27 protein-coding genes are annotated in these 25487 nt (G+C 65.6%); 5 read left to right on the plus strand and 22 right to left on the minus strand.

The window, feature by feature from the left end:
• Position 1 precedes the first annotated feature (1 nt).
• Positions 2–229, minus strand: a complete 228-nt coding sequence (locus MET49242_RS15860; protein WP_036284228.1) for a zinc ribbon domain-containing protein — start codon at positions 227–229, stop codon at positions 2–4.
• 151 nt (positions 230–380) lie between these two features.
• On the opposite strand from MET49242_RS15860, the gene MET49242_RS15865 reads away from it, so the two are divergent.
• Together MET49242_RS15865 and MET49242_RS15870 are read left to right on the plus strand one after the other, a co-directional pair.
• Complete coding sequence (locus tag MET49242_RS15865) at positions 381–860, plus strand: peroxiredoxin (RefSeq protein WP_036288373.1); 480 nt, start codon at positions 381–383, stop codon at positions 858–860.
• The gene (locus tag MET49242_RS15870; protein WP_036284231.1) at positions 857–1561 is read left to right on the plus strand and encodes an MOSC domain-containing protein; all 705 of its coding nucleotides are present in this window, start codon (positions 857–859) and stop codon (positions 1559–1561) included. The genes MET49242_RS15865 and MET49242_RS15870 overlap by 4 nt, the downstream gene beginning before the upstream one ends.
• Before the next feature lie 360 nt (positions 1562–1921).
• Here the strand turns inward: MET49242_RS15870 and MET49242_RS24410 are convergent.
• From MET49242_RS24410 to MET49242_RS15895, 4 genes are all read right to left on the minus strand, one after another.
• A protein-coding gene (locus MET49242_RS24410) for an IS5 family transposase (RefSeq protein ID WP_144259444.1) occupies positions 1922–2757 on the minus strand; the annotation gives its coding sequence in 2 pieces (ribosomal slippage) (positions 1922–2373 and positions 2373–2757; 837 coding nt in all).
• A 459-nt stretch (positions 2758–3216) separates the two neighbouring features.
• Positions 3217–4029, minus strand: a complete 813-nt coding sequence (locus tag MET49242_RS15885; RefSeq protein ID WP_036279258.1) for an IS5 family transposase — start codon at positions 4027–4029, stop codon at positions 3217–3219.
• A gap of 159 nt (positions 4030–4188) precedes the next feature.
• Positions 4189–5691, minus strand: a complete 1503-nt coding sequence (locus MET49242_RS15890; RefSeq protein ID WP_036284233.1) for a pyridoxal-dependent decarboxylase — start codon at positions 5689–5691, stop codon at positions 4189–4191.
• Positions 5692–5811: 120 nt separating this feature from the next.
• On the minus strand, positions 5812–6504 hold the full coding sequence (locus MET49242_RS15895; protein ID WP_036288375.1) for a fumarylacetoacetate hydrolase family protein: 693 nt from the start codon (positions 6502–6504) through the stop codon (positions 5812–5814).
• 71 nt (positions 6505–6575) lie between these two features.
• On the opposite strand from MET49242_RS15895, the gene MET49242_RS23485 reads away from it, so the two are divergent.
• Positions 6576–7652, plus strand: a complete 1077-nt coding sequence (locus MET49242_RS23485; RefSeq protein WP_084679147.1) for a sensor histidine kinase — start codon at positions 6576–6578, stop codon at positions 7650–7652.
• 18 nt (positions 7653–7670) lie between these two features.
• On the opposite strand, the gene MET49242_RS15905 is transcribed toward MET49242_RS23485, so the two are convergent.
• Genes MET49242_RS15905 through MET49242_RS15915 form a run of 3 tightly spaced genes read right to left on the minus strand, consistent with a single transcriptional unit; the run spans position 7671 to position 10773 of the window.
• Positions 7671–8633 (minus strand): Hsp33 family molecular chaperone, encoded by a 963-nt coding sequence (locus MET49242_RS15905; protein ID WP_036284235.1) that lies wholly within the window; start codon positions 8631–8633, stop codon positions 7671–7673.
• Positions 8633–9577, minus strand: a complete 945-nt coding sequence (argF, locus tag MET49242_RS15910) for an ornithine carbamoyltransferase (protein ID WP_036284238.1) — start codon at positions 9575–9577, stop codon at positions 8633–8635. Before argF ends, MET49242_RS15905 begins: the two co-directional genes overlap by 1 nt.
• Positions 9577–10773, minus strand: a complete 1197-nt coding sequence (locus tag MET49242_RS15915) for an aspartate aminotransferase family protein (protein WP_036284245.1) — start codon at positions 10771–10773, stop codon at positions 9577–9579. The genes argF and MET49242_RS15915 overlap by 1 nt, the downstream gene beginning before the upstream one ends.
• Positions 10774–11222: 449 nt before the next feature.
• Here MET49242_RS15915 and MET49242_RS15920 point away from each other — a divergent pair, with 449 nt between their 5' ends.
• Positions 11223–11750, plus strand: a complete 528-nt coding sequence (locus tag MET49242_RS15920) for a GcrA family cell cycle regulator (RefSeq protein WP_036284247.1) — start codon at positions 11223–11225, stop codon at positions 11748–11750.
• Positions 11751–11770: 20 nt separating this feature from the next.
• Here MET49242_RS15920 and phoB read toward each other — a convergent pair whose 3' ends face one another.
• From phoB to MET49242_RS15970, 10 genes are all read right to left on the minus strand, one after another.
• Positions 11771–12514 (minus strand): phosphate regulon transcriptional regulator PhoB, encoded by a 744-nt coding sequence (gene phoB, locus MET49242_RS15925; RefSeq protein ID WP_036284249.1) that lies wholly within the window; start codon positions 12512–12514, stop codon positions 11771–11773.
• Positions 12511–13230, minus strand: coding sequence for a phosphate signaling complex protein PhoU (gene phoU, locus MET49242_RS15930; protein WP_036288380.1), 720 nt, complete (start codon positions 13228–13230; stop codon positions 12511–12513). Before phoU ends, phoB begins: the two co-directional genes overlap by 4 nt.
• A gap of 22 nt (positions 13231–13252) precedes the next feature.
• Positions 13253–14038 carry a phosphate ABC transporter ATP-binding protein PstB gene (gene pstB, locus MET49242_RS15935; protein WP_036284261.1) on the minus strand — a complete coding sequence of 262 codons (786 nt, stop codon included), beginning with the start codon at positions 14036–14038 and terminating at the stop codon, positions 13253–13255.
• Positions 14039–14878 (minus strand): phosphate ABC transporter permease PstA, encoded by an 840-nt coding sequence (gene pstA / locus MET49242_RS15940; protein WP_084679148.1) that lies wholly within the window; start codon positions 14876–14878, stop codon positions 14039–14041.
• An 11-nt stretch (positions 14879–14889) separates the two neighbouring features.
• Complete coding sequence (pstC, locus tag MET49242_RS15945) at positions 14890–15864, minus strand: phosphate ABC transporter permease subunit PstC (protein ID WP_036288382.1); 975 nt, start codon at positions 15862–15864, stop codon at positions 14890–14892.
• Positions 15865–16020: 156 nt separating this feature from the next.
• Entirely contained in the window at positions 16021–17064 is a 1044-nt protein-coding gene (gene pstS / locus MET49242_RS15950; protein WP_036284267.1) for a phosphate ABC transporter substrate-binding protein PstS, read from the minus strand.
• Positions 17065–17208: 144 nt separating this feature from the next.
• Positions 17209–18285: an ATP-binding protein gene (locus MET49242_RS15955; protein WP_036284268.1), complete on the minus strand. Its 1077-nt coding sequence runs from the start codon at positions 18283–18285 to the stop codon at positions 17209–17211.
• Positions 18286–18314: 29 nt separating this feature from the next.
• The gene (locus MET49242_RS15960) at positions 18315–19385 is read right to left on the minus strand and encodes a lysylphosphatidylglycerol synthase domain-containing protein (protein WP_036288384.1); all 1071 of its coding nucleotides are present in this window, start codon (positions 19383–19385) and stop codon (positions 18315–18317) included.
• A 145-nt stretch (positions 19386–19530) separates the two neighbouring features.
• The gene (locus MET49242_RS15965) at positions 19531–21063 is read right to left on the minus strand and encodes a DNA polymerase Y family protein (RefSeq protein WP_084679149.1); all 1533 of its coding nucleotides are present in this window, start codon (positions 21061–21063) and stop codon (positions 19531–19533) included.
• Positions 20987–21814 carry an ImuA family protein gene (locus MET49242_RS15970; protein ID WP_036284269.1) on the minus strand — a complete coding sequence of 276 codons (828 nt, stop codon included), beginning with the start codon at positions 21812–21814 and terminating at the stop codon, positions 20987–20989. The genes MET49242_RS15965 and MET49242_RS15970 overlap by 77 nt, the downstream gene beginning before the upstream one ends.
• 191 nt (positions 21815–22005) lie before the next feature.
• Between MET49242_RS15970 and MET49242_RS15975 the strand changes: the two genes are divergently transcribed.
• A complete protein-coding gene (locus tag MET49242_RS15975) occupies positions 22006–22353 on the plus strand; it encodes a four-helix bundle copper-binding protein (RefSeq protein ID WP_036288389.1) in 348 nt (115 codons plus the stop codon).
• Between the two features lie 65 nt (positions 22354–22418).
• Here the strand turns inward: MET49242_RS15975 and MET49242_RS15980 are convergent, their stop codons facing one another.
• The 4 genes from MET49242_RS15980 to fabB all read right to left on the minus strand — a co-directional run bounded on the left by MET49242_RS15980 (position 22419) and on the right by fabB (position 25448).
• Complete coding sequence (locus MET49242_RS15980) at positions 22419–22724, minus strand: cytochrome c (RefSeq protein WP_244430834.1); 306 nt, start codon at positions 22722–22724, stop codon at positions 22419–22421.
• Between the two features lie 38 nt (positions 22725–22762).
• Entirely contained in the window at positions 22763–23572 is an 810-nt protein-coding gene (gene fabI / locus MET49242_RS15985; RefSeq protein ID WP_036284272.1) for an enoyl-ACP reductase FabI, read from the minus strand.
• Positions 23573–23606: 34 nt separating this feature from the next.
• Positions 23607–24011, minus strand: coding sequence for a hypothetical protein (locus tag MET49242_RS15990; RefSeq protein WP_144259664.1), 405 nt, complete (start codon positions 24009–24011; stop codon positions 23607–23609).
• A 213-nt stretch (positions 24012–24224) separates the two neighbouring features.
• Entirely contained in the window at positions 24225–25448 is a 1224-nt protein-coding gene (gene fabB / locus MET49242_RS15995; RefSeq protein ID WP_036284276.1) for a beta-ketoacyl-ACP synthase I, read from the minus strand.
• Positions 25449–25487: the final 39 nt, after the last annotated feature.

Raw genomic sequence — 25487 nt, forward strand, 5'->3', positions numbered from 1 at the left:
GTCAGACCTTCCGCTCGGCCTTGCTGAAATTCGAGAGATCGCCGGACGCCGCCGCCGCGCGCCGCCACGATCTGGCGATGGCGGGATATTTGATCTCCCTGCAGATGCGGGCGACCTGCTGCGAGAGCTTCTCGCTCTTGCAGGCGGGGCAGGCGGGCGTGTCCGACGAACGAACGAGAAGTTCGAACTGAGAATTGCAGTCTTCGCAGACATAGGCGTAAAGCGGCATCGGCTCCTCGCGACAGGCGCATTGGCGTTCCGCTCCTTGCGAGAGCAAATTCCGTTCCTGAACTTTTGCCGCCCTGTGGCGCTTTACAGCTCAATGGATTGACCCGTTAAAGGGTCCAGAAATCGTCATGTCGGGAATCGGACATCAGACCATGACCGCCCCTTTCGCGCCCGAGCTTTCCGTCACCCGCTGGTTCAATACGCCCGCGCCCGTCACCCTCGCCTCGCTGCGGGGCCGGGTCGTGCTGCTGCACGCCTTCCAGATGCTGTGCCCCGGCTGCGTGGCGCATGGCACGCCGCAGGCGCAGAAGGCGCACAGCCTCTTTCGCAACACCGACCTCGCGGTGATCGGCCTGCACACCGTCTTCGAGCATCACGCGGCGATGACGCCCGTCTCGCTCGAAGCCTTCATCCACGAATATCGCCTCACCTTCCCGATCGGCGTCGATGCGCCCGGCGAGGACGGGCCGATCCCCGTCACCATGCGCCGCTACGAGATGCGCGGCACGCCGACGTCGATCGTCATCGGCCGCGACGGGCGCATCCGCCATCATGGCTTCGGGCAGGAGGACGACATGGCGCTGGGCGCGCTTCTCGGCTCCCTGATCTCCGAGGTGCCGCCGGAAACATGACGCCCGCGCCCGTCCGCCCGCTGGTTCTCACGGGGCCGATCGCGCCTTTGGGCGAGGAAGGAGCGTCGAGCGCAATCGACAAGCGGCCCGCGCCCGCGCCGTGGCGAATTGGCGCGACGGGGTTGGAGGGCGACGCGCAGGCGGACCGCAAATATCACGGCGGGCCGGAGAAGGCGCTGCATCATTACGCCTTCGAGCATTACGCCGACTGGGCGAAAGAGATCGGCGACGCGCAGGCGCTCGAAGCGGCGGGCGCCTTCGGCGAAAATCTCTCGACGACCGGCTGGACCGAAGCAAATGTCTGCGTCGGCGACATCGTGCGTTTCGGAAGCGCGCTGCTGCAGGTGAGCCAGGGACGCCAGCCCTGTTTCAAGCTCAACATCCGATTCCATTGCCCGGACATGGCGGCGCGCGTGCAAAAGACCGGCCGCACCGGCTGGTATTACCGCGTGCTTGAAACCGGCGTCGCGGAAGAAGGCGACCTTTTGCGCCTCGTCGACAGGCCCCGGCCCCACTGGCCGCTCGAACGCCTCACGCGCCTGCTTTACCGCGACACGAGGGACCGCGAGGGACTGACCGCCATGGCGGCGCTGCCGGAGCTCGCCCAGAACTGGCGCGACCTCGCGCGAAGGCGGCTGGAGAGCGGGAAGGTGGAGGACTGGGACCGGCGGCTTTTTGGGGAGCGGTGGCTCGTTAACTAGCCCACCGACGGTATGCTCACGCGGCGGCGAAAGCGAGACTTACGACCTGGCTTAGTTTCCCTGCCTGATGACGGTCAATGTTGCGAACTTTACGGCTTTTCAAGCGTCTGAATTTTTGGCATTTCCTCTATTAGATTCTCTTTACCAGATCGGCTGGGATTGAAATTGCCATGGGTATTCGGTTAGCGCCATCACCAGTTTCGTTCATACATGAAACTAAGCTGCCCGCGTCTGATGCGGCGGCGGCGGCGTTTCTTTCATTTATGCCAGATTACTTCAAGGATAAAGTGTATCTGTTGCATGGGATTCGACGAAAGGTTGCTACAAAATTTTCTATTGAGAGTCCGTCCCAGAAGTTAGTCAACAATTGCAGAGCTTTCGTAGCATGAGCCGAATCGACGCGAAACGCAGGAACACGAGCGCTGTGATATTGAGGTTTTCCCAATCCTTGGCCAGTCTTCTACAGCGGTTTAGCCAGGCGATTGATCTTTCGACGATCCAGCGCATGGGCAATTTCACGAAGCCCTTCGCCTGATCGGATCGTTTTATAATCTCGATTTTGAGACACGGTAGGATTTTGCCCGTTGCGTCGGCGAAGATCGGTCCCTGATAGGCGCTGTCAGCCAACAGCTTTTCAAGAAAGGGAAACCGCCCATGCAACGTCGAAAGCAGCAAGACGCCGCCGTCTCGGTCCTGAATGTCGGCGCCGTGAACGACGGCGCCCATCAACAAACCTTGCGTATCGACGAGTACGTGGCGTTTCTTGCCTTTGATCTTTTTGCCGGCGTCATAGCCATGCGGATCAATGCGCGCCCCCCTTTTTCCGCGCTCTTCACGCTCTGACTATCGATGATCGCCGCGGTGGGGCTCGCCTCTCGTTCCGCTCGTTCGCGACACATGACGTAGAGCGCGTCGTGCATGCGATCCAGAACGCCGCACCAGGCCCAATCGCAAAAATAACGATACACTGTGCTCTTCGGGGGAAAATCCTTGGGAATGTACCGCCATTGGCATCCCGTGCTCAGCACATACATGATGGCGTTGAACACCGCCCGCATGTCCACTTCACGCTTGCGCCCGCCACGCTTGGCCGGAGGAATAAGCGGCGCCACATGCCCCCACTCCTCGTCCGTCACATCACTCGGATAACGTAACCTGTCGCGATTGTATTTCGCCCGGTTTGCCTTCGTCCACATCGACGGCCTCCTACGAATCAGACCGCCTCCCATCCATCACAACAGATTCATTCGATTCAACATCTTTCAGGACGGACACTTAGATGGAAAAATATTCTCGCCTTACGAGACATCGCGGATGGTGCATCTCATGTACACCTTAAATTTGATGGCTACATTTTTATTCGATTTCTATAATAGAAACGACAAAGCGAAGCAGTTTTTAGATGATTACGCTGAAAATTTTGATAACAAGGATGAATTAGTCAATAAGTTTGAACATGGAGCATTATTATTTAATCGGATGAAGTTTGCCAAGGGGTCGTCATGGCTGACGAAGTCCAACTCTTTTTCGCTCTTCCTTGTCATCGTAAGGAATATTAACGCTATTGAATCGCTTGGACCAAAGCAAACAAAAGAAAGGCTGATTGCTTTTGAAGCAAATTTGCCGAAGGATTACGAGATCGCAGCTAGAGGGTGTTATGCACCTTGGATCATGAAATCTGCTGCGCGCTTGAGCATGAGACATGCGAAGGCGACGACGTGGAGTCCTGCGAGGGTCTGAGCATAGCGCTCGTAGTCTTTGACGAGCCGCCTGCATCGCGTCGCCCAGGCGAATGAACGCTCGACCACCCAGCGCTTGGGCAGCAACACGAAGCCCTTCTTCGCTTCGGCAAGTTTGACGACGCACAGTTCGGCGCCTTGCGCCTTCGCCGCCTCGGACGCCTTTTCGCCGGTGTAGCCCTGATCGACATAAACGAGTTCGACGCTTTCGCCTGTCACATCCTGCACGGCTGCGATGAGCTTGCCGACCTCGGCGCGGTCATCGACATTCGCCGGCGTGACATGCAACGCCAGCAAATGGCCCAATGTGTCGACTGCCATGTGCAGCTTCGAGCCGCGCTTTCGCTTCGCGCCGTCATAGCCCGCTCGTGGGCCGCTCTCAGGGGTCGAGCGCAAGGTGCGGCTGTCGATGATCGCCGCCGTCGGCTCCGCCGCCCGCCCGGAAGCGACGCGCAACTGGGCGCGCAGATCCTGCGCAAGCGCCTCGAACACGCCCGCCGACAGCCAGCGCTGCGATTGCTGATACACGGCGAACCATGGCGGCAGATCGTTGGGCATGGCGCGCCAGGCGATGCCGTAGCGCAGCACGTAACGCAGGCCGTTGAACAGCTCGCGCAGCGAATGTTGACGCTGCGGCGCGCCTTCGTCCATGAGCGTCAGATAAGGCGCAACCAGCGACCATTCTTCGTCGCTGACGTCAGACGGATAAGGTTTGCGAATCGGAGACATCCGATTCTACTAAGACAATCAATCACCAAAGTACATAACACCCTCTAAGGAAGGGGTTAACAATCGTAAGGAGCGTGAGACGCGCAACGCATGGATTTTACATGCTGTCCTCGATCATCCTCCACCAATTATGCAGGTATGAGAGAGCACGCGCCCGGATCAATCCTCCGACAATCTCGTCTTCCCCGGCCCGTGCGGCGCCTCGGCCAGCGCTTCGAGATGCGGCTCCTTGCGGGCGCGGCGCAGGGCGGCCTCCAGATAGATCGTGAAGGCGTCGATGTCTTCCTCATGGGTGCGGTGATTGATGATCGCCGCGCGGATCGCCGGGACGCCGTCGAGGATGGTGAGCGAGGGGGCCGCCTCGCCGCGCTCGTGCAGCTCCATCACGATCTCGCGGGCGAGCGAGCCGTCGTCGTCGCCCGTCACGCCGAAGCAGACGATGTTGAGCGACACCGGCGCGCGCATGAAGAAATTACCGCTTCCCTCGATCCACGCCTCCAGCCGCTTCGCCATGCGGCAGGTCTGCTCGATGCATTGGCCGAGCTTTTTCGCGCCGAAGGTCTCGATCGTCATCCACGCCTTCAGAGCGCGAAAACCCCGCGAGAGATCGGGGCCGAGGTCGCAGGGCCAGGTCTCGCCCGCCGCGAGCCCGCGCGGGGCGCGCGTGAGATAGGCGGCGTTGGCGGCGAAAGCCCGCTTGTGGGCTTTGGGGTCGCGCACCAGAAAAAAGCCCGCGTCATAAGGGGCGTGCAGCCATTTGTGGAAGTCGAAGGCGATGCTGTCGGCGCGCTCCAGCCCCTTTACGAGAGGTTTGAGCGCCGGCGACAGGGCGGCCAGCGCCCCGAAGGCGCCGTCGACATGGAACCACATGTCTTCGGTGTGCGCGACGTCGGCGAGGCGGTCGAGCGGGTCGATCGCGCCCGTATCGACCGTCCCCGCCGTGCCGACGATGAGGAAGGGCCGGAATCCCGCCGCCCGGTCGGCGGCGATGGCGTGGCGCAGATAGCTGATCTTCATCGCCCGGCGCTCGTCGGAGGGGATGAGCCGCAGATGACGCGCGCCCAGCCCGGCGAGCTCCATCGCCTGCCGCACGCAATTGTGCGCCTCGCGCGAGGCGTAGGCGATGAGCTGGCCGCTCTGCGCGCACAGCCCGTTCAATCGCACGTCGCTCTCGCCATAGGCCTGATCGCGCGCGACGAGCAGCGAGAGGAAATTCGCCATGGACGTGCCGGTGACGAAAATGCCCGACGCGTCCTGCGGAAAGCCGAAGGCCTGCGCCATCCATTTCGCGATCTGGCGCTCGACGTCGATGGCGATGTGATTGCGCCCGCCGCAATTGGAGTTCAGGCCGGCGGCGAGCATTTCCGCGATCATGCCGACCGGCGTGCCGGCGCCCTGCACCCAGCCCATGAACATCGGATGGATGTTGCCGGTGGCGAAGGGCTTTATGTAGCGGTCGAAGTCCTTCAGCACATCCGCGAAATCGCGCTCCTCGACGGGAAGGTCGCGGTCGAAGCGCGCCTTCGCCTCCTCGGTCGGCGCCCGCCAGACCGGGCGCTCGCGCAAATCGCGCAGATAGTCGATCATCTCGTCGAGCGCGCGATGGCTCTTCGAGCGGAAATCTTCCCAGTCTTCGGGGTCGAGATCGACCGGCTGCGTCATGATCTTAAAGGCTCGCGCGCCGGCGGTTCACGGGAAGGCGCAATCCGGTTGCGGTCGATCGTCGTTGACGATCCATCTTGACAGCAAATAGCCGGTAATGCCCGCCGGGCGCAACCGCCCTTATTTTTCGAGGTTTACGACGACCGAACCGACGCCCTCGATCACGCCCTCCGCCCGGTCCCCCGGCTGGAGCGCGCCGACGCCGACCGGCGTGCCGGTGAAGATCAGGTCTCCCGCCGCAAGCGCCACGAAGCGCGACAGCTCCGCGATGATCCCGGGAACGCCCAGGATCATGTCCGAAAGATCGCCCTGCTGGCGCGGCGCGCCGTCGACGGAGAGCGTGATGCGCCCGCGCGCGGGATGGCCGATCCTGGCGGCGGGCTGGATGACCCCCATCGGCGCGGAATTGTCGAAGCCCTTGGACATGTCCCACGGGCGGCCGGCGTTGCGCGCCTCCGTCTGAAGGTCGCGGCGGGTGAGGTCGATGCCGGCGGCGTAGCCATAGACGCAGTCGAGCGCCCGCTCGACTGGAATATCGGAACCGCCGGACTGGAGCGCCACGACGAGTTCGATCTCGTGGTGAAGATTGCGCGTCAGGCTCGGGAAGGGAATCGTCGCCCCGTCGGCCACGACGGCGTCCGCCGGCTTGGTGAAGAAGAAGGGCGGTTCGGCTCCCGGCTCCTTGCCCATCTCGCGCGCGTGCTCCGCATAATTGAGCGCAACGCAGAAGATGCGGCGGACCGGGAAAAGGCCGCCGCCGGCGACGGCGACGCTTGGGGGCGGCGGCGGGGGAATGACGAAATTCTCGGACATCCGGGGCTCCACGAAACCTTCAAGCTTCAATTTTCCGCCAACTTATAGAGCGATTTGCGAAAAATCGCGCTATGTTGCCCGTTATGGACAAGTCCAAGGCGGAAAAGGATGTTTTTGCCGACGCGCTAGCGCGCGGGCAACTGGGCGTCGCGCTCGTGGACGACGGGCTGACAGTCGCGCGCCGTCTGGGGCGCCTCAGCGCGTGGCTGCCGGACGAAGGAGAGAAAGCCTGCAGCGCCCCGCTGCTGTTGCATATGGAGGAAAGCCTCGCCGCGCTGAAGGAGAGAGGCGGCGAGATCGTCCTGCCGTCCATGCGCGCGGCGCCCGAAGCGCCGCGCGTGACGATCTCCATCGCCTGGGACGCCGCCGCGCGGGGTTTCGTCGTCGTCACCGCGCCCGACCACGGCGGCGACCAGATCGACCGCCTGCTGGCCTCGGAGCGGCGCGAGAAGCAGTTGCTTCAGCAGCAGGCGGACGCCGCCGCCGCAAGGCTGCGGGTGGAGCGCGAGAAGGCGCAGGAGGAGGCCCAGGCGGCGGCGATCGCCAATGAGCGGCTGCGGATCGCCCACGACCTGCACGACACGCTCGTGCGCTCCATGGTGACGCTCATCACACAGTCGCGGCTCATCGCCAGGAAGACCAATGACGCGGAGGCGAGGGTGGCGCTCGCCATGCTCGACGTGCAGGCGCGCGAGGGCCTTCAGGAGGCGCGCGAGGCGATCGCGCGCACGCGCGAGGAGCGGCGCGACCTGTATGATCTGCGCCGTATCGTCGACGGCTTCTCGGAACGCATGGGCGATATTGCGGTGACGGTTGAATTCGGTTTTCCCAGCGCCGAACTGCCGCGCGAGACCGAGCAGCTCTTCGCGGCCGTGCTGCGCGAGGCGCTGCGCAACATCGAGTTGCACGCCGGCGCAAGGCGCGTCCGCGTCGCACTGGCGAAGGACGCCGGCGTGACGCGGCTTCTGGTGGAGGACGACGGGACCGGTTTCGATCCGTCGGCGCCGACGCCGGGTCATTTCGGGGTGACGGGGATGCGCGAACGCGCAAGGCTCGGAGGCGCGACGCTCGTCCTGGACAGCGCGCCGGGGAAAGGGACGCGGGTGACGCTGTCCGCGCCCGCGGCGGACGCCGCCCCGGACAACTGAGACGCCCTCGCCGGCGTCTCAGGCGAACGCCGCCGGATCGAAGCTGCGATAGGTGGAGCAGAATTCGCAGGTGACGCCGATGCGGCCGTCGTCGCCGACCATGTCGGCGCGCTCCTGCTGCGTGAAGCTCCTGAGCAGCTTCTCGATGCGCTCGGTCGAGCAGCGGCAGAATTCCTCCAGCGCGCGTTCGGCGAAGACCTTCACGCCGCGCTCGTGGAACAGGCGGTAGAGCAAGCGCTCGCCCGACAGGCCGGGGTCGATCAGCTCATGGTCCTCGATCGTCGCCGCAAGGGCCTGACCTTCCGTCCAGGCGTCGTCCTCATCGGCTTCGTCGAGAACGCCCGCGCCCTCCGGCGCGTCGCCCGGCGACAGGTCGCGCGCCCTTGCGCCGCCCGAGGGCAGATATTGCAGCAGCAGGCCGCCCGCCCGCCAGCTGCGGCCCTGCGGCGTCACGACCTCGCCGACGGCGAGGCGCACATAGGAGGGGATCTGCTCGGACTGGCGGAAATACATATGCGCCGCCTCCGCGAGGCTCTCGCCCTCGAGCGGCACGACGCCCTGATAGCGCGCGGCGTCCTCCTCGCGCTCGATGGTGAGGGCGAGATGGCCGCGCCCCAGGAGCGCCGACGGCGCCGGGTCGGTCATCTCCTCGACGCGCGCGAGATCGAAACGCGCGAAGCCGCGCAGCTTGCCCGGCGCGTCGTAATCCACGACCAGCATGTCGACGGGGCCGTCGCTGCGCGTCTGCAACTGGAATCGCCCGTGCGACTCGAGGATCGAGCCGAGCAGCGTCGCAAGCGCGATCGCTTCGCCGAGCAGGCGCGCGACCTGCGGCGGGTAATCGTAGTGCGAGAGAATGGAGTCGACGGTCGGCCCCAGCCGCACGAGGCGCCCGCGCAGGTCGAGCGGCTCCACTGCGAAAGGGAGCACGCGATCGTCCTGCGCCTCGAAAGAGACCGGCCTGCTCGGCGCCTCGGCCATCACGCCGCGCCCGGCGCGAGACACCAGGCGAGCACGCCCTTCTGGGCATGCAGGCGGTTCTCGGCCTCGTCGAAAACAACCGACTGCGGCCCGTCGATCACTTCGTCCGTGACTTCCTCGCCGCGATGCGCCGGCAGGCAATGCATGAACACCGCGTCCTTGTCGGCGGCGCGCATCAGCTTCGCGTCGACCTGATAGGGCGCGAGAACCTTGCGGCGGAAATCCTCGTCCCTGTCGCCCATCGACACCCAGCAGTCGGTGATGACCGCATCGGTTCCCGCGACGGCGGCGTAGGGGTCGCGCGTGACGTTCATCGCCACGCCATTGGCTTTCGCCCAGTCGACAAGCTCAGCGGCCGGCGAAAGTTCGGCCGGGGTCGCGACATTGATCGCAAAGCCGAAGCGCGCCGCCGCATGCACCCAGCTCGCGAGCACATTATTGGCGTCGCCGATCCAGGCGACCGTGCGCCCCGAGATCGGCCCGCAATGCTCCTCGAAGGTGAGCACGTCGGCCATGATCTGGCAGGGATGCGAGAGCTTGGTGAGCCCGTTGATGACCGGGACAGTCGCGTGGCGCGCGAGTTCCGTCAGATCTTCATGCGAGAGGATGCGGATCATGATCGCGTCGAGGAAGCGCGAAAGCACGCGCGCCGTGTCGGCGATGGTCTCGCCGCGGCCGATCTGCATTTCATTGCCGGTGAGCATGATCGTCTCGCCGCCGAGATCGCGCATGGCGACGTCGAAGGAGACGCGCGTGCGGGTCGAGGGCTTGTCGAAGATCATGCCGAGATATTTGCCGGCGAGCGGGCGCCCGGTCGGCTCCACGCCCTTCACACGCTTCGCTTTCAGCGACTTGGCGAGATCGAGGATGCGTCGAAGCTCTTCGCCGGAATGATCGCAGATGTCGAGGAAATGGCGTGGCCTTGTCATGGAATGCGCGGTCATCAGGCCGCTCCCAGTTTCGCCGCCGGAGCCGCAAGCCGCGCGCAGGCGGCGAAGAGACGCCGGACGGCCTCGGCGATATCGCTCTCGTCGATGATGAGCGGCGGCAGCAGTCGCACGACATTGTCGCCGGCGAGCACGGTGAGCAACCCTTCCGCGCGCGCGGCGGCGGCGAAGTCGCCATTGGGGACGCGCGTCTTGAGGCCGAACATGAGCCCTTCGCCGCGCACTTCCCCGATGATCGCAGGATAGCGGTCCTCGAGCTCCGCGAGACGCTGGCGCAGCAAGGCGCCGAGCCGCGCGACGCGGAGCATGAAGCCGTCTTCCAGCACCACGTCGAGCACGGCGGAGCCGACAGCCGTCGCCAGCGGATTGCCGCCGAAAGTCGAACCATGCGTGCCGGCCGTCATCCCTTTCGCCGCCTCGCGCGTCGCAAGGCAGGCGCCGATAGGGAATCCGCCGCCGAGCCCCTTGGCGAGCGCGACGACGTCGGGCGTGACGCCGGCATGTTCGCAGGCGAGGAATTTCCCCGTGCGGCCGACGCCGCATTGCACTTCGTCGAGCACGAGCAGCAGGCCGCGCGCGTCGCACAGCTTGCGAATGTCGGAGAGGAAAGCCGGCGGGAAGACGCGCAGTCCGCCCTCGCCCTGAATGGGCTCCAGCAGCACGCCCGCCGTTTCATCCGTGATGGCCTTCTCGACCGCGTCGAGATCGGCGAAGGGAACCTGATCGAAACCCTCGACCGGCGGGCCGAAGCCCTCGAGATATTTCGGATTGCCGCCGGCGGCGATGGTCGCGAGCGTGCGGCCGTGGAAGGCGCCCTCGAAAGTGATCAGACGATAGCGTTCCGGCTGGCCGTTCGCGGCATGATATTTACGCGCGGTCTTGATCGCGGCTTCGACCGCCTCGGCGCCGGAGTTGGTGAAGAAGACGATGTCGGCGAAAGTCGCCTCGGCGAGGCGCCGGGCGAGACGCTCGGCCTGCGGGATGCGAAACAGATTGGAGACATGCCAGGGCTGTTCGGCTGCGGCCTTCAGCGTCGCGACGAGATGCGGATGCTCGTGACCCAGCGACAGGACGGCGACGCCCGACGCGAAGTCCAGATAGCGGTCGCCGTTCTCGGCGACGAGCCAGGCGCCTTCGCCGCGCGCGAAAGAGATGTCGGCCCGCGCATAGGTCGGATAAAGCGCAGAATTCAAAACCGTGCTCCAGTGCTCAGGCGACCGCAACGCCGTGCGGGGCTGAAAAACAAAGCGCCGCCCTTTTCAGGGCGGCATTTTGAGCCCTTGATTTTATGCGCCCGCGCCTCTGCGGTCAAATCTCGGGCCTCGAATGCCGACGCGGCGGTCCTATGGCGCGGGCGAGGAATCGGTTTGCAGGCGTTCCGTGACCTTCGAACTGAGTCTTGAGAGCAACACCCTTGCACAAAGCTTGCAGAAAGCCTGTTGAGAACGCCGCCTTTCGCTTGCCAGCGACTCCCGCCCGTGATTCAACTGGGTCAGTAACGTTTCCTGCCGGCGCTGGCTGCATGTCGCGCCCGGCGTTTCTCGAGTTTCGATCCGCGTCAAGTCGCCGCTGGCGCCCTCCAGCGCAGCGGGCGGTGAAGGATTCTAAATCCGCGCTCGAACCGACCGAGTGGAGGACAGATATGTCTTGGACCGATGAACGCGTCGAGCTGTTGCGTAAACTTTGGAGCGACGGACTCAGCGCGAGCCAGGTCGCAGCCGAACTTGGACCCGGCATCACGCGCAACGCGGTGATCGGAAAGATCCATCGTCTGGGTCTCGCGGAGCGCGCCAAGACCGCCGCCGCGCCGCGACCGCGCGCCGCAAAGGCGCAGCGTCAGGCGGCGCCGCAGCCGCGCGCAGCCGGCCATGTCGTGCATGGCAATGTGGCGCTCGCCTTCGCGCCGCAGGCGATGGTCGTCGCCCGCGCGCAGCCGCAGGAGGAAGAAGTCGTGATCCCGATGTCGGAGCGCGTGACGCTGATGGACCTGCGGGAGTCGATGTGCCGCTGGCCGATGGGCGATCCGACGACGCCGGAATTCCGCTTCTGCGGCGGCAAGTCGCCGATCGGCGGCGGCCCCTATTGCGCCTATCACGCGCGCGTCGCCTATCAGCCCGCGCAGGATCGCCGCCGCGCCCGCGACCAGCTGCGCGCGCCGCGCTACGCCTGACAAAATGAAAGGCCGCGACTTCAGTCGCGGCCGAATGTTTCGTCGAAGGAATAGCCGGCGCCGCGCACCGTGCGGATCGGATCCTTCTCCCGCCCGCGGATCAACGCCTTGCGCAGACGGCCGACATGGACGTCGACAGTGCGCTCGTCGATTTCCGCCGACATGCCCCAGACGCTGTCGAGAAGTTGCGCGCGCGTGAAGACGCGGCCCGGCTTCTCCATGAAATATTCCAGCAACCGATATTCCGTGGGGCCGAGATGAATCTCTCGGCCCGACCGGCGCACGCGATGCGTGTCGCGGTCGAGATCAATGTCGCCCAGCCTCAACTTCGAGGCGACGCGCTCCGGGCGCGCGCGACGCAGCAGCGCGCGCACGCGCGCCATCAGCTCCGGCGTCGAGAAGGGCTTCACCACGTAATCGTCGGCGCCGACGGAAAGACCGCGCACGCGTTCGCTTTCCTCGCCGCGCGCCGTCAGCATGATGATCGGCATGTCGCGGCAGGCCTCGCGCGCGCGCAGGCGTCTGCAAATTTCGAGACCCGAGACGCCCGGCAGCATCCAGTCGAGAATGACGAGGTCGGGCGGCGTTTCCGCGATGCGCAGCTCCGCCTCGTCGCCATTGTCGACATGCTCGACCTGATAGCCTTCGGCTTCGAGATTGTAAGTGAGAAGGAGCGCGAGCGACGCTTCGTCTTCGACAACCAGTATGCGCGGCGCGCGATCGCTCTTGCCCTCCCGCATTACCGCGGGAATGCTGTCATTCATTGCGAAGCCTCTTCACTGTCTCCGCCGAACTGGGCGACGCGTATTTTCGGCCGCTCGGTCGGCATCGGCTCGCCGGTCACGAGATAGACGATCGTCTCGGAAATATTCGTCGTGTGGTCGCCGATGCGCTCGAGATTCTTCGAGCAGAACAGAAGATGCGTGCAGAAGGAGATGTTGCGCGGATCCTCCATCATGAAGGTGAGAAGATCGCGAAACACCGAATCCTCGAGCGCGTCGAGATCGGCGTCGGTCTCCCACACCGCCCGCGCGCGCTCGACGTCGCGCAACGCATAAGCGTCGAGGACGTCCTTCAATTGCATCGACGCGATTTCATGCATCGACTTGAGGCCCACGAGGGCGCGCGGAAAGCGCGCTTCCGACGCGATCTTCAGCGTGCGCTTGGCGATGTTCTTGGCGAGGTCGCCGATCCGCTCGATGTCGCCCGCGATGCGGATCGCGGCGATGCATTCGCGCAGATCCACCGCAAGAGGCTGGCGCCGCGCGATCGTCAGGACCGCGCTTTCCTCGATCTCGCGATGCAGCGCGTCGAGACGCGCGTCGCTCGCGACGACGCGATGGGCGAGATCGACGTTGCAGGTCGACAGCGCCTCCATCGCTTCCGCGAGCATTTTCTCGGCGATGCCGCCCATCTCCGCGATGCGGCGTCCGAGCGCCTCGAGATCGCGGTCGTAGGATTTGACGATATGTTCGCTCATGGCGATCATTCCTTGATTCAGATCAGCCGAAGCGGCCAGTGATGTAATCGAGGGTGCGCTTTTCTCTCGGCTTGTTGAAAACCTCGTCGGTGTCGCCGAATTCGACGAGCTCCCCGAGATACATGAAGGCCGTGTAGTCCGAGACGCGCACCGCCTGCTGCATGTTGTGCGTGACGATCGCGATGGTGTACTGATTGGCGAGTTCCTCGATCAGCTCCTCCACCTTCGCGGTCGAGATCGGATCGAGGGCCGAACAGGGTTCGTCGAAGAGGATGACCTCCGGCTGCACGGCGACGCTGCGCGCGATGCAAAGTCGCTGTTGCTGACCGCCCGAAAGGCCGAGCCCGCTGGTGTGCAGCTTGTCCTTCACCTCATCCCACAGCGCCGCGCCGCGCAGCGCCTCCTCGACGCGGGCATCCATGTCGCCGCGCGAAAGCTTCTCGTAAAGGCGGATGCCGAAGGCGATGTTCTCGTAAATCGACATAGGAAAGGGCGTCGGCTTCTGGAAGATCATGCCGACGCGCGAACGCAGCGCATTGATATCGACGGCGGGATCGAGAATGTTCTCTCCGTCGAGTAGCACCTCGCCCTCGGCGCGCTGGCCGGGATAGAGGTCATACATGCGGTTCATGACCCGCAGCAGCGTGGACTTGCCGCAGCCCGACGGACCGATGAAGGCCGTCACCTTGTTGGCGTAGAGCGGCAGGCTGATGGATTTCAGCGCGCGGGACGAGCCGTAGAAGAAATCGAGGCTGCGCACCGACACTTTGGCCGGCGGTTCCTTGGGAGCGTTGGCGGCGATGTTCATTCAGGATTTCCTCCGTCCGGCGCTGACCGCGCGGGCGATGACCGAAAGAGTCAGAACGGTGACGGTGATCAGCAGCGCGCCCGTCCAGGCGAGTTGCTGCCAGTCCTTGTAGGGCGAGAGCGCGAACTGGAAGATGACGACCGGCAGGCTCGCCATCGGCGCGGCGAGGTCCGAGCTCCAGAACTGATTGTTGAGGGCCGTGAAGAGCAGGGGCGCCGTCTCGCCGGAGACGCGCGCCACCGCGAGCAGCACGCCGGTGACGAGGCCGGCCTTCGCCGCGCGATAGGCGACGCGAGAAATGATCAGCGCGCGCGGCGCGCCAAGCGCCGCCGCCGCCTCCCGCATCGAACCCGGCACGAGCAGCAACATGTCCTCGGTCGTGCGCAGCACAACCGGCACGACCAGGATGGCGAGCGCCACGGCCCCGGAAATTCCGGAGAAATGGCCGATCGGCGCAACGAGGATCGTATAGACGAAGAGTCCGATGACGATCGACGGCGCGCTGAGCAGAATGTCGTTGATGAAGCGCACGACCGTCACGAGCTTCGTGTGTCGGCCATATTCCGCCATATAGGTCCCCGCGAGCAGGCCCAGCGGCGCCCCGATGGCGACGCCGATGACGGTCATCACGAGGGAGCCGGCGATCGCGTTCAGCAGGCCGCCCTGGCTGCCCGGCGGCGGCGTCATCTGCGTGAAGACGGCGGGGGAGAGACCGCGCAGCCCTTCATAGAGAAGGGCCGCGAGAATCAGGAACAGCCAGGCGAGGCCGAAGAGCGCGGCGCCCCAGGCGAGGCCGGTGGCGATCGAATTGCGTCGGCGGCGAGCGGCGTAGAGCGACATGAATTGGCTCCTCAAGCCGATTTCTGCTCGATGCGCATCAGCATGTAGCGCGCGCAGGCGAGAACGATGAAGGTCAGGAAGAAGAGGATGAGGCCGAGCTGGATCAGCGCCGACGTGTAGATGTCGCCCACAGCCTCCGTGAACTCATTGGCGATGGTCGCGGAAATCGTCGTGCCCGGCGCGAAGAGCGAGGGAGCGACCTTGTGCGCATTGCCGATGACGAAAGTGACGGCCATCGTTTCGCCGAGCGCGCGGCCGAGCCCGAGCATCACGCCGCCGATGACGCCGACGCGCGTGTAGGGCAGCACGACATGGCGCATCATTTCCCATGTCGTGCAGCCGATGCCCGCGGCCGCCTCCTTCAGCAAGGGCGGCACTGTCTCGAACACGTCCCGGGAGATGGAAGCGATGAAGGGCAGCACCATGATGGCGAGAATGAAGCCCGCCGTCAGCATGCCGATGCCGTAGGGCGGACCCGCGAACAGCGTCGAGAGGACCGGCACATTCCCGAAAGCCGAAATCACCGCCGGCTGCACATGCGCCTGAATGAAGGGCGCGAAGATGAAGAGGCCCCAGATGCCATAGATGATCGAGGGAATGCCGGCCAGAAGCTCGATCGCGACGCCGATCGGGCGGCGCAGCGGATGGGGGCAGAGCTCGGTGAGAAAGGTCGCGATGCCGAGCCCCACCGGCACCGCGATGAGCATGGCGATGAGCGAGGTGACGATCGTACCGTAGACCGCCGGCAGCGCGCCGAAATTATCCGTGACGGGATTCCAGGCCTGTGACGTCAGAAAGCCGAAGCCGAACGCCTTCATCGACGGCAGGGAGCCGTGAACGAGCGAGACGATCACGCCGCCGAGGATGATGAGAACGGCGATCGCCGCCGCGCGCGTCACCTGATGGAAGACGCGGTCGATGATCGCGATGCGCGCGAGCGACCGGCCGCGGTCCGCGACGGCCGGCTGCGAAACGCTTTGCTCCATTAGTGCATCCGACACGTCGCCCGCTCCATTCACTTCACGCCGGCTCGCTTCGCGCCGGCCTGGCTCGATCGTCATTCGCAACTCCCGACGCCGGTCCGCGAGGACCGACGTCCCTTGATGAAAAGGCCGCCGTCTCCGCGGACGGCGCCTGCCATATTAGTGCGCCAGCGGCTTGCCGTCCGCGCCCTTCACAGTAGCCCAGCTCTTCCTGATGAGCTCGACCACCGGCTTCGGCATCGGAATATAGTCGAGCTCCTCGGCGGCCTTGCCGCCCTTGGCGAAGGCCCAGCCGAAAAACTTCAGCGCCTCGGCCGCGGCCGCCTCGTCCTTCGGCTCCTTCGGGAGCAGGATGAAGCTCGCCGCCGTGATCGGCCATGACTTGGCGCCGGGCTCGTTGGTCAGGATCTCGTAGAAACCGTCGGCATGCGACCAGTCGGCGCCGGCGGCGGCGGCCTGGAAGCTTTCCGTGGCTGGCGCGACGGCCTTGCCGTCCTTGTTGACCATCCTGGTGTAGGTCAGCTTGTTCTGCTTGGCGTAGGCGTATTCGACATAGCCGATCGCGCCCCTGGTGTTCGCCACATTGTTGGCGACGCCCTCATTGCCCTTGGCGCCGATGCCGACCGGCCATTCCACGGCCGAGTTCTCGCCGACCTTGGTCTTCCAGTCCTCGGAGACCTTGGACAGATAGTTGGTGAAGTTGAAGGTGGTGCCGGAGCCGTCCGAGCGATGCACGACGACGATCGGCGCGTTCGACAGTTTGGCCTTCGGATTGAGCTTCTTGATCGCGGCATCGTCCCAGGCGGTGATTTCGCCGAGGAAGATCCTGGCCAGCGTCGCGCCGTCGAGCGTCAGTTCGCCCGCCGCGACGCCGTCCAGATTGACCACCGGCACGATGCCGCCGATGATCTGCGGCCATTGCACGAGGCCCGCCGCCTCGAGATCGGGGGCCTTGAGCGGCTGGTCCGAGGCGCCGAAGGTCACCGTGCGCGCCTTGATCTGCTTGATGCCGCCGCCCGAGCCGATCGACTGGTAGTTCATGCCGTTGCCGGTCTCTTTCTTGTACGTCTCGGCCCATTTGGCGTAGATCGGGTAGGGGAAGGTCGCGCCGGCGCCGGAAATGTCCAGGGCGACCGCCGCGCCCGCCGTCACGGCGAGCGCAAGCGCCGCGCCGGCGCCGCGTTTCAGCATGTTGAAAATCATCTGAGGTCTCTTTCTCAGTTCGAGAACAAAACAGGGGGAGGCGCCCACGGCGCCGTCACAGGCAGTTCCTACCCGACCCACAAAAGGATTTTGTGACAGTTGGATAACAGTAATATGACAGACTTATCGCTTGTATTTTAATGACTATCGCGATTTTGCCGCGTCGGGATCGATCGCCGGCAGCGTCACCTTGAAGAGCGAGCCTTCGCCGAGCGCGGATTCGATCGCGAGCCGGCCCTGGTGGCGCAGCACGATATGCTTGACGATGGCGAGACCGAGCCCTGTGCCGCCCTTGGCGCGGCTCTTGCCGGCGTCCACGCGATAGAAGCGCTCGGTGAGACGCGGAATATGCTCCGGCGCCACGCCCGGCCCGTGGTCGCGCACGGAGAAGGTCGCGACCGCGTCCTTGCGCGTGAGCGAAATCTCGATCGGCTTCTCCCCGCCATTTTCGTTGCGGCCGTATTTGAGCGCATTCTCGATGAGATTCTCGATGATCCGTGCGAGTTCGTCGCGGTCGCCCGGAACGATGACATTGGGCGCGAGATCGAGCGCGAGGGGAATGGCGTCCTCTTCCGCCATCGGGGTCAGCGTATCGACGATATGCGCGACCAGCAGGGTGAGATCGACCGGAGTCGCCGGGCGCACATGCATGTGCTGCTCGATGCGCGACAGCGACAGAAGATCATCGACGAGGCGCGCCATGCGCTGCGCCTGCTCGCGCATGATGCCGAGAAACTTCTCGCGCGCGGCCGCGTCATTTTTCGCCGGGCCCTGAAGCGTTTCGACGAAGCCGAGGAGCGAGGCGAGCGGCGTGCGCAATTCATGGCTGGCGTTGGCGACGAAGTCGACGCGCATGCGTTCGACCCGATGCGCTTCGGTGAGGTCGCGCAGGCTGATCATCGCCGCCGCGTCATAGCCCGGAACGCACATCGGCGCGACATGCGCCTCGAACCAGCGCTCGACCGGCGCCCGCTCGACCCAGACCGTCTTTTCCGCCGCGCCGCCCGCGAGCACGCGCCCGACGGCGTCCAGCATGTCAGGGGAGCGCAGGCTGCGCGACAGAGGCTCTCCGAAGCGCATGGCCGGCGCCAGCGCGCGCGCCGCGCCATTGGCGGCGATGGTCCGCTCCTCCGCGTCGACGACGAAGACCGGTTCCGGCAATGCGTCGATGACAGGTGCGAGCCAGTCGGTCGCCTGATCACGCCATTTTGTCTGCGGCATGAATGAGAGTCCGGTTTGTGCGGAGACGGTCAGGCGCCGCGGTCCTCGAGAATGCGGGCGATGGCGTCGCGCAGGGAGGACCAGCGGCGGGCGCCTTCGTCCGCGCCGAGAACGGCGAGCGCGAAGATGAAGGGCAGGAAGTAATAGATGACGCGGAAAAGCAGAAGCGAGGCGAGAATGCTTCCCTGCGAGGCGCCGGGGAGCGCGTGCAGCATGATCGCCTCGAACACGCCGATGCCCCCCGGCGCGTGGCTGACGACGCCGAGGATGCAGGCGACGACATAGACCGCGACGAAACCCATGAAATCGAGGTCGACGCCCTGCGGCAGCAGCACGTAGAGCGCGCCGGCGGCGGCGCAAAGATCAGCCACGCCGAAGGCGAGTTGCGCCAGCGTCGGGCCGAGACGGGGCAATTCGAGCGCATGGCCGCGAATGTGAATGCGCCGCCGCTCCAGCGCCACCCAGACGCAATAGGCGGCGACCGACGCCGTGACGACGACGCCCAGCGCGATGTGCAAGAAGACCGGGACGTGATCGAGCGCGGCGAGCGCGTCGGCGCCCGTCAGCAGGCTGACGCCGATCATCATCGTCATGCCGAGCCAGAAGGTGACTCCGGTTATGACCGTGATGTTGGCGACCTGCAGGGCGGTGATCTGGACGCGCGAATAAATCCAGTAGCGCACGGCCGCGCCGGTGATGATCGGAAAGCCGAGATTGAAGGAGATCGCATAGCTGGCGAATGAGGCGAGCGCCGCGATGCGATAGGGCGAGCGCATGCGAATTTGATACAGCGCCGAGACGTCATATCCGGTGAGGGCCAGATAGGACAAGGCGGTGAACAGCATTGCGACGAGGATCTGTGCGCCGCTCGTCTCCTTGAGCGCCGTCGCGACGTCGGCGAAATGGATTTTCGACAGGACATTGCCGAGAACGAAGGCGGCGAGAGTGAACAGCGCGAGACTCGCCAATGCGCCGATGATCTGGCCGGCGCCGTGAGGCAGGCGCTGGCTCAGTGTCTCGAAGAAGCTTTTTCGCTGCGGGGCCACGACGACAGGCAGGCGGGGTTGAGGTGAAATGGCGAGATCCTCGTCTTTTTGCATCTTTGTCTCGCGGGCTTCGGGCCCGAATGGACGGAACTGCGCTTCTTTGCTCGCAAGAGTGGCGCCGTCGCAGCGACTTCGACCGGAAATCATGACGTTTGAATGACGTCGAGCCATCTTCAGGTTGGAGCGGCGAAGACCTGGATCAAGAGAGGCCATGCACATACCAGCGCGGCCGGCCGGCCTCGCGCCCGTAAAGCCCCTCGCGAAACAGCCAGAACAGCAGGCCCTGCGCGTCCTGCGCATGGAAATAATCGCGCGTCAGCCCGTCGTCCCCAGCGCCCCACCAGGGCGGCGCGATGCGCTCCGGGCCTTCATAGGCCACGATTTCATGCAGCGCGCGCCGCCAGCGGAAGCGCAACGGGGGGCCGTCGGGCGCGAGCGCCATGGCCTCGATCGGTTCAGGCCGCTCGAAGAGGCGCAGCGGCCGCGGCGCCTCCTGCGCCGGAAAGGCGACGGGCGTAGGGCCGGAGGCGGCCGGGACGGCGGCGACCGCGAATTCCGGCAGATGCGTCTCCTGTGGATGAAGCCGCAGCACGCGGCGCAGGCCGAGCCTTGCGCCGAGCCGGTCGAGAAGATCGGAGAGATCCCGATCGTCCGGCGCGCCCTTCGGCGGCGCGACGAGCGTCGTCTGCGGCGTCTCGAAACTCTCGACCTCGCTGGCGCAGAGCCGGAGCACGTCGAAGCCATAGCCCGCGTCGAGCCCCTCCTCCGTGATCGCCGCAAGGCGCTCGATGAGCAGCGCCGCGAGGCGGGAGGGCTCGCGCAGCGGCCGGCTCGTCCCGGCGGAAAGATGTTTCACGGCGCCGTCGACGCGGTAGAAAACGGCCTCCAGCCGCCGCGCGCCGACGCCGGCGCGCGCAAGCATCGGGCAGAGGTCGGCGGCGAGGAGCCGCAGCGTCGCCTCCACATCGGCGCGCCGGGTGAGCCCGTCGATGAAGCGCCGCTCGGCGATGAAGGCCGGCGCCTCGAAGCGCGGCGTGATCGGATCACGGATGCGGCAGGTCAGCGCGTCGAGCCGGGCGAGCGCCGCCTGTCCGAAACGCGCCGCGAGCGGGGCGCGCGGGCGGGCGAGGAGATCGCCGATCCGGCGCAGGCCGGCCCGGCGCATTCCTGCCAGCGCCTCGGGATCGAGGCCGAGCGCGGCGGCGGGCAAGGCGGCGGCGATCCGGTCGATCTCCTCCTGCGGAGTCTCCGGCGCGACGAGCCGCAGGGTCGAGAAACGCGCCAGCGCCCGGGCGAGGGCGGGACCCGGCGCGATCGCGGCGCGGGCGGAAAAGCCGAGGGCCGCGAGACGGCCTTCGATTTCCGCCATCAGCGCATTCTCGCCGCCGAAAAGATGCGCCGCGCCGGAAACGTCGAGCAGCACGCCGTCCGGCGGATCGGCGGCGGCGAGCGGGGTGAAGCGGCGGCTCCAGTCGGCGAGCGTCCCGACCAGCGCGGCGTCGGCGCGGGGATCGGCCTCCGCAAGCGCGAGCGCCGGGCAGCGGGCGCGGGCGTCGGCGACCGCCAGGCCGGGATGAAGGCCGAGCTTCTGCGCGCCGGCGTCGACGGCCGTGAGCCGCTCGGCCCCCTTCACCCGGGCGTAGACGGCGAAGGGCTCACGCCCGGCGCCGCCGCGCCGCCGCAGCAGCCGGTCGGTCGCAAGACGGGGCAGGAAGACGCTCAGGAAACGCATGACGAAACACCACTCTTTCGGGATCGAAGGCGAGATCGCGCCATTGCCCCGGATCGATCTCGCCCGTCTCGCCCAGCAGGCCCGCGCGGGCTTTCGTCACCCGCAGCCGCCAAGCGAAGGGCGCGGCGGGCGAGAGCGCCGGGCGGGGACGCGACGGCGGGACGGGGGCGGCGGCGATTTCGAGGCGAAGTTCGGCGGCGCTGGAGAAGCGCGTCGCCTCCGCCCCCTGCGCGACGACGAGGCCGAGGCCGCCGCCGCGCCGCGCCGCGAGCAGCAGGCGGCGCGAAGCGGAAAGATCGTAGAGACGCGCGGGCAGGAAGCTCTCGGCGACCACCGCCGCGCAGGCTTCGCTCCTCAGCGCCTCCTCCATCGCCCAGAGAGTTTCGCGCGGACGGCGGACGCGAATGAGCGCGAAGCGGGAGAGGTCCATCCCCGCCGCCGCGAGGCCGCGCCCGTAGGGCAGGCCGAATTCGCCGGCGCTGAAATCCTCGACGATCCAGACCAGCGCCCCGCCGCCGCGCGCCGCCTGCGCCCGCAGCGCAAGCGCCAGAGCGAAAGCGCCCGCTCCCGGCGCGTCCGGCGGGCGGGCCGGCAAAAGCTCGCTCAACCCAGCGCGGCCGGGAGAAAAAAGCGCGTCGATGGAGTCGCGCGCGCCTTCGCGGACGCCCCGCGCGACCCCGTCGCGCGCCTCGATGGCGGCGATGCGGCGGCGCAAAAAGCCGATACGTTCCGAAACGCCGCCCTGCGACATCGGTTGCGAAGTCCCCGAGTTTGGAAAGATCGCCCTCATGGCGATGTTCGATATTTGTTCTCACGCGCCACGAGAGTCAAGCGAAAGAGTCCGGGCGTCGCCGCCAGGCTTGATTACGTCTACATATGGCCCAGCTAACCAAGGGGGCCGACGCGGATGAACGCGTCGATCGACCGATCGGAGGACGCCCCATGCACAAAATGTCCAAGGAGATGCAGAGCTGCGTCGACGAATGTCTGCGCTGCTACCAGATGTGCTTCGGCATGGCGATGACCCATTGTCTCGAAACGGGCGGCGACCATGTGAAACCGAAACATTTCCGCGCCATGATCAGCTGCGCCGAAATGTGCCGCAACGCCGCGCATATGATGCTGATGAAATCGCCGCAGGCCAGACATATCTGCGAGGATTGCGCCGAGGCCTGCGAAGCCTGCGCGAAGGAATGCGACGCCCTTCCCGACATGAAGGATTGCGCCGCGCAATGCCGCCGCTGCGCAGAAGCCTGCCGCAAGATGGCGGGACAAAAGATGGCGGCGTGAGAACCGGCGCTTGCGTCTCACGCAAGCGCCAAGCCGCTCCATCGCGACAAGGGACGCGCTCGCCGCTACTTCTTCTTGAGCCCCAGAATATAGGCCGCCAGGGAATCGATCTCCTCCGGCGAGAGCATGATGTTGGGCATGTTTTTATGCGAGGAGCGCAGGAAGACCTTCAGCGACAGTTCCGTCGTCGAGACCATATTCGCGACCTCCGCGAAGCGCGGCGCCTTGGGGTCGGGACTCCTGGCCTTGGCGTCCGCGTCGATGGCGTGACAGGCGGCGCATTCGCTCTTTGCGAGGCGCTCGCCCACGGCCGGATCGACGCTCTGCGCGCGAGCCGGGAAAGCGGCGGCGAGAGCGCCGATGAAAGTCATTGCAAGCGCCAGCCTCATTCGCGTCGCCCCCTTGCGCCTCACTCGCCGCCGTTGAGATCCTCCGGCCGCGGCTGCAGCATGATGTTGTAGCCGGCGTCGACGAGATGGATTTCGCCGGTCACGCCGCCCGAAAGCTCGGAAAGGAAATAAAGCGCCGAACCGCCGATTTCGTCCAGCGTGATCATTCGCCGCAGGGGGCAATGCTGCTTCTGGAAGGCGCCCATCGCCCGCGCGCCGGTGATGCCCGCGCCGGCCATGGTGCGCACCGGCCCCGGCGAGATGGCGTTCACGCGGATGCCGCGCGCGCCGTAATCCGCTGCGAGATAGCGCACGGAGGAATCGAGCGCGGCCTTCGCGACGCCCATGACATTATAGTTCGGCATGACATGCGTGCCGCCGCCGAAGCTCACCGTCACCATGGAGCCGCCCTTCTTCATCAGCGCCGCCGCGCGGCGCGCGGCCTCTGTGAAGGAGAAGCAGGAAATCACCATCGTGCGGATGAAATTCTCGCGCGAGGTGTCGGCGTAAAGCCCCTTCAGCTCGCTCTTGTCGGAATAGGCGATGGAGTGGACGAGAAAGTCCATCTCGCCCCAGTCATATTCGAGACGCGCGAAGACGTCGTCGACCGTCGAAATATCCTCGGCGTCGCAGGGCAGCACGAGGGAGGAGCCCAGCTCCTGCGCAAGCGGCTTGACGCGCTTGCCCAGCGCCTCGCCCTGATAGGTGAAGGCGAGCTCGGCGCCATGGCGCGCCAATACGCGCGCTATGCCGTAGGCGATCGAATGGTCGTTGGCGACGCCCATGATGAGCCCGCGTTTGCCTTTCATCAAACCAGTTGCAACCGTCATCGACACTCTTTCTCTTTAAGCGCGCCGCGCCTTTTCATTTCTTGCGATAATCGCCGCTGAATTCGCAGGACGCCCCGTGGAAGTAGAGGCAGCGGCTGTCTTCCTCGACGCTGACGCCCTTTTTCGTGCGGCGGATGGTCAGCGTGCAGGTCTCGTTGTCCTCTTTCTGCGAGGCCGCCAGCGCGTCCCCGCCCGCCGCGCCCACGCCATCGAAGACGCCCGTGCAGTCCGGCGTCCCGACGACCGCCTCGACTCGAAAATCTCCGTTCGCGCGGCGCTTGATGTCGAGGCTCCGCGAATACTCCTTCGTCGCTTTGGACTTCACGCCCCCGGCATACCGGCCCTCGAAGGCGGCCGCGCCGGAGGCGGAGGCGAGCGACCACGCGAGCGCGATAACGCCTGAAACTCCTGCTCGCCTTCTCGTCGTGGCGTTTGTCATGAAGCGTTCCTTAACGCGGCCCAGCCGCAAGCGCCACTGTCTGGCCGGCCCCGTTCCGCCAAAAATCCTGAAAACCCGCGGCCTGCGCCGAGCGAGCGGCGCAGGGACATGCTGTAAAGCTGCAAAAAAACGCGGCGCGCCGGATGGCCGTGTCAGGGCCGCCTCCGGCAGTTGCTCGGCGCCCGCCGAAATCTGGCGCGCGCCGGAACGCCCTTACGCGTCGGGATGCTTGAAGACCAGCGTCGCGTTGGTTCCGCCGAAACCGAAGGAGTTCGACAGCACCGCGCCGAGCTTCACATTGTCACGACGCTCCAGCAGGATCGGCATGTCCGCGAAGTCGGGGTCGAGCTCCTCGATATGGGCGCTCTTGCAGATGAAGCCGTTCTGCATCATCAGCAGCGAATAGATCGCCTCCTGCACGCCGGTCGCGCCGAGCGAATGGCCCGTCAGCGACTTTGTCGCGGCGATCGGCGGACATTTGTCGCCAACGCCGAAGACTTCGCGCAGCGCCTCGATCTCCTTGGCGTCGCCGACCGGCGTCGCGGTGGCGTGCGGATTGATATAGTCGATCGAACACTTCACGGTGGAAAGCGCCTGGCGCATGCAGCGCACGGCGCCTTCGCCCGAGGGCGCGACCATGTCGTAGCCGTCCGACGTCGCGCCATAGCCCGCCACTTCGGCGTAGATCTTCGCGCCGCGGGCCTTGGCGTGCTCATATTCCTCGAGCACCAGCACGCCCGCGCCGCCCGCGATCACGAAGCCGTCGCGGTTTTTGTCATAGGCGCGGGAGGCGGTCGCCGGACGGTCGTTGTAGGCGGAGGACATCGCGCCCATGGCGTCGAAGAGGACGGAGAGCTCCCACTCCAGCTCCTCGCAGCCGCCGGCGAAGATCATGTCCTGCTTGCCGTGCTGGATCATCTCATAGGCGTTGCCGATGCAATGGTTGGAGGTCGCGCAAGCCGAGGAGATGGAATAGTTCACGCCCTTGATCTTGAACCAGACCGCGAGCGTCGCGGACGCCGTCGAGGACATGCATTTCGGCACCGCGAAGGGGCCGACGCGCTTGGGGCCCTTGCTGCGGGTGATGTCGGCCGCCTCGACGATGGTCCTGGTCGATGGGCCGCCCGAGCCCATGATGATGCCGGTGCGCTCGTTGGAGATTTCCGCCTCGGTCAGCCCCGCGTCGCGGATCGCCTGATCCATGGCGACATGGTTCCAGGCGGTACCCGTCGCATGGAAGCGCATGGCGCGGCGGTCGACGACGGTCGAGGGATCGAGCGTCGGCATGCCGTGGACCTGCGAGCGGAAGCCGAGTTCGGCGTATTTCTCCGCGCGCACGATGCCCGACTTCGCCTCGCGAAGGGAGGCGACCACTTCCTGCGTCGTATTGCCGATTGACGACACGATGCCCATGCCGGTGACGACGACTCGTCTCATTGTTCTCTCCCCTGGCGTCGGGATCACGGCTCCCGAACT

It is taken from the genome of Methylocystis sp. ATCC 49242 (genome assembly GCF_000188155.2).
Classification (GTDB): domain Bacteria; phylum Pseudomonadota; class Alphaproteobacteria; order Rhizobiales; family Beijerinckiaceae; genus Methylocystis.

Bases quoted from the DNA above. Each gene is read 5' to 3' on its own strand.
- MET49242_RS15865 (WP_036288373.1), top strand. From the start codon at position 381: ATGACCGCCCCTTTCGCGCCCGAGCTTTCCGTCACCCGCTGGTTCAAT.
- MET49242_RS15860 (WP_036284228.1), bottom strand. From the start codon at position 229: ATGCCGCTTTACGCCTATGTCTGCGAAGACTGCAATTCTCAGTTCGAA.
- MET49242_RS15895 (WP_036288375.1), bottom strand. From the start codon at position 6,504: ATGTCCGAGAATTTCGTCATTCCCCCGCCGCCGCCCCCAAGCGTCGCC.
- MET49242_RS15970 (WP_036284269.1), bottom strand. From the start codon at position 21,814: ATGTCGCAGGGCGGCGTTTCGGAACGTATCGGCTTTTTGCGCCGCCGC.
- MET49242_RS15990 (WP_144259664.1), bottom strand. From the start codon at position 24,011: ATGACAAACGCCACGACGAGAAGGCGAGCAGGAGTTTCAGGCGTTATC.
- pstA (WP_084679148.1), bottom strand. From the start codon at position 14,878: ATGTCGCTCTACGCCGCTCGCCGCCGACGCAATTCGATCGCCACCGGC.
- fabI (WP_036284272.1), bottom strand. From the start codon at position 23,572: ATGACGGTTGCAACTGGTTTGATGAAAGGCAAACGCGGGCTCATCATG.
- MET49242_RS15980 (WP_244430834.1), bottom strand. From the start codon at position 22,724: ATGACTTTCATCGGCGCTCTCGCCGCCGCTTTCCCGGCTCGCGCGCAG.
- MET49242_RS15905 (WP_036284235.1), bottom strand. From the start codon at position 8,633: ATGGCCGAGGCGCCGAGCAGGCCGGTCTCTTTCGAGGCGCAGGACGAT.
- MET49242_RS23485 (WP_084679147.1), top strand. From the start codon at position 6,576: ATGTTGCCCGTTATGGACAAGTCCAAGGCGGAAAAGGATGTTTTTGCC.
- phoB (WP_036284249.1), bottom strand. From the start codon at position 12,514: ATGAATGACAGCATTCCCGCGGTAATGCGGGAGGGCAAGAGCGATCGC.
- MET49242_RS15890 (WP_036284233.1), bottom strand. From the start codon at position 5,691: ATGACGCAGCCGGTCGATCTCGACCCCGAAGACTGGGAAGATTTCCGC.
- fabB (WP_036284276.1), bottom strand. From the start codon at position 25,448: ATGAGACGAGTCGTCGTCACCGGCATGGGCATCGTGTCGTCAATCGGC.
- MET49242_RS15965 (WP_084679149.1), bottom strand. From the start codon at position 21,063: ATGCGTTTCCTGAGCGTCTTCCTGCCCCGTCTTGCGACCGACCGGCTG.
- MET49242_RS15920 (WP_036284247.1), top strand. From the start codon at position 11,223: ATGTCTTGGACCGATGAACGCGTCGAGCTGTTGCGTAAACTTTGGAGC.
- pstS (WP_036284267.1), bottom strand. From the start codon at position 17,064: ATGATTTTCAACATGCTGAAACGCGGCGCCGGCGCGGCGCTTGCGCTC.
- MET49242_RS15955 (WP_036284268.1), bottom strand. From the start codon at position 18,285: ATGCCGCAGACAAAATGGCGTGATCAGGCGACCGACTGGCTCGCACCT.
- MET49242_RS15975 (WP_036288389.1), top strand. From the start codon at position 22,006: ATGCACAAAATGTCCAAGGAGATGCAGAGCTGCGTCGACGAATGTCTG.
- MET49242_RS15870 (WP_036284231.1), top strand. From the start codon at position 857: ATGACGCCCGCGCCCGTCCGCCCGCTGGTTCTCACGGGGCCGATCGCG.
- MET49242_RS15885 (WP_036279258.1), bottom strand. From the start codon at position 4,029: ATGTCTCCGATTCGCAAACCTTATCCGTCTGACGTCAGCGACGAAGAA.
- pstC (WP_036288382.1), bottom strand. From the start codon at position 15,864: ATGGAGCAAAGCGTTTCGCAGCCGGCCGTCGCGGACCGCGGCCGGTCG.
- MET49242_RS15960 (WP_036288384.1), bottom strand. From the start codon at position 19,385: ATGCAAAAAGACGAGGATCTCGCCATTTCACCTCAACCCCGCCTGCCT.
- phoU (WP_036288380.1), bottom strand. From the start codon at position 13,230: ATGAGCGAACATATCGTCAAATCCTACGACCGCGATCTCGAGGCGCTC.
- argF (WP_036284238.1), bottom strand. From the start codon at position 9,577: ATGACCGCGCATTCCATGACAAGGCCACGCCATTTCCTCGACATCTGC.
- pstB (WP_036284261.1), bottom strand. From the start codon at position 14,038: ATGAACATCGCCGCCAACGCTCCCAAGGAACCGCCGGCCAAAGTGTCG.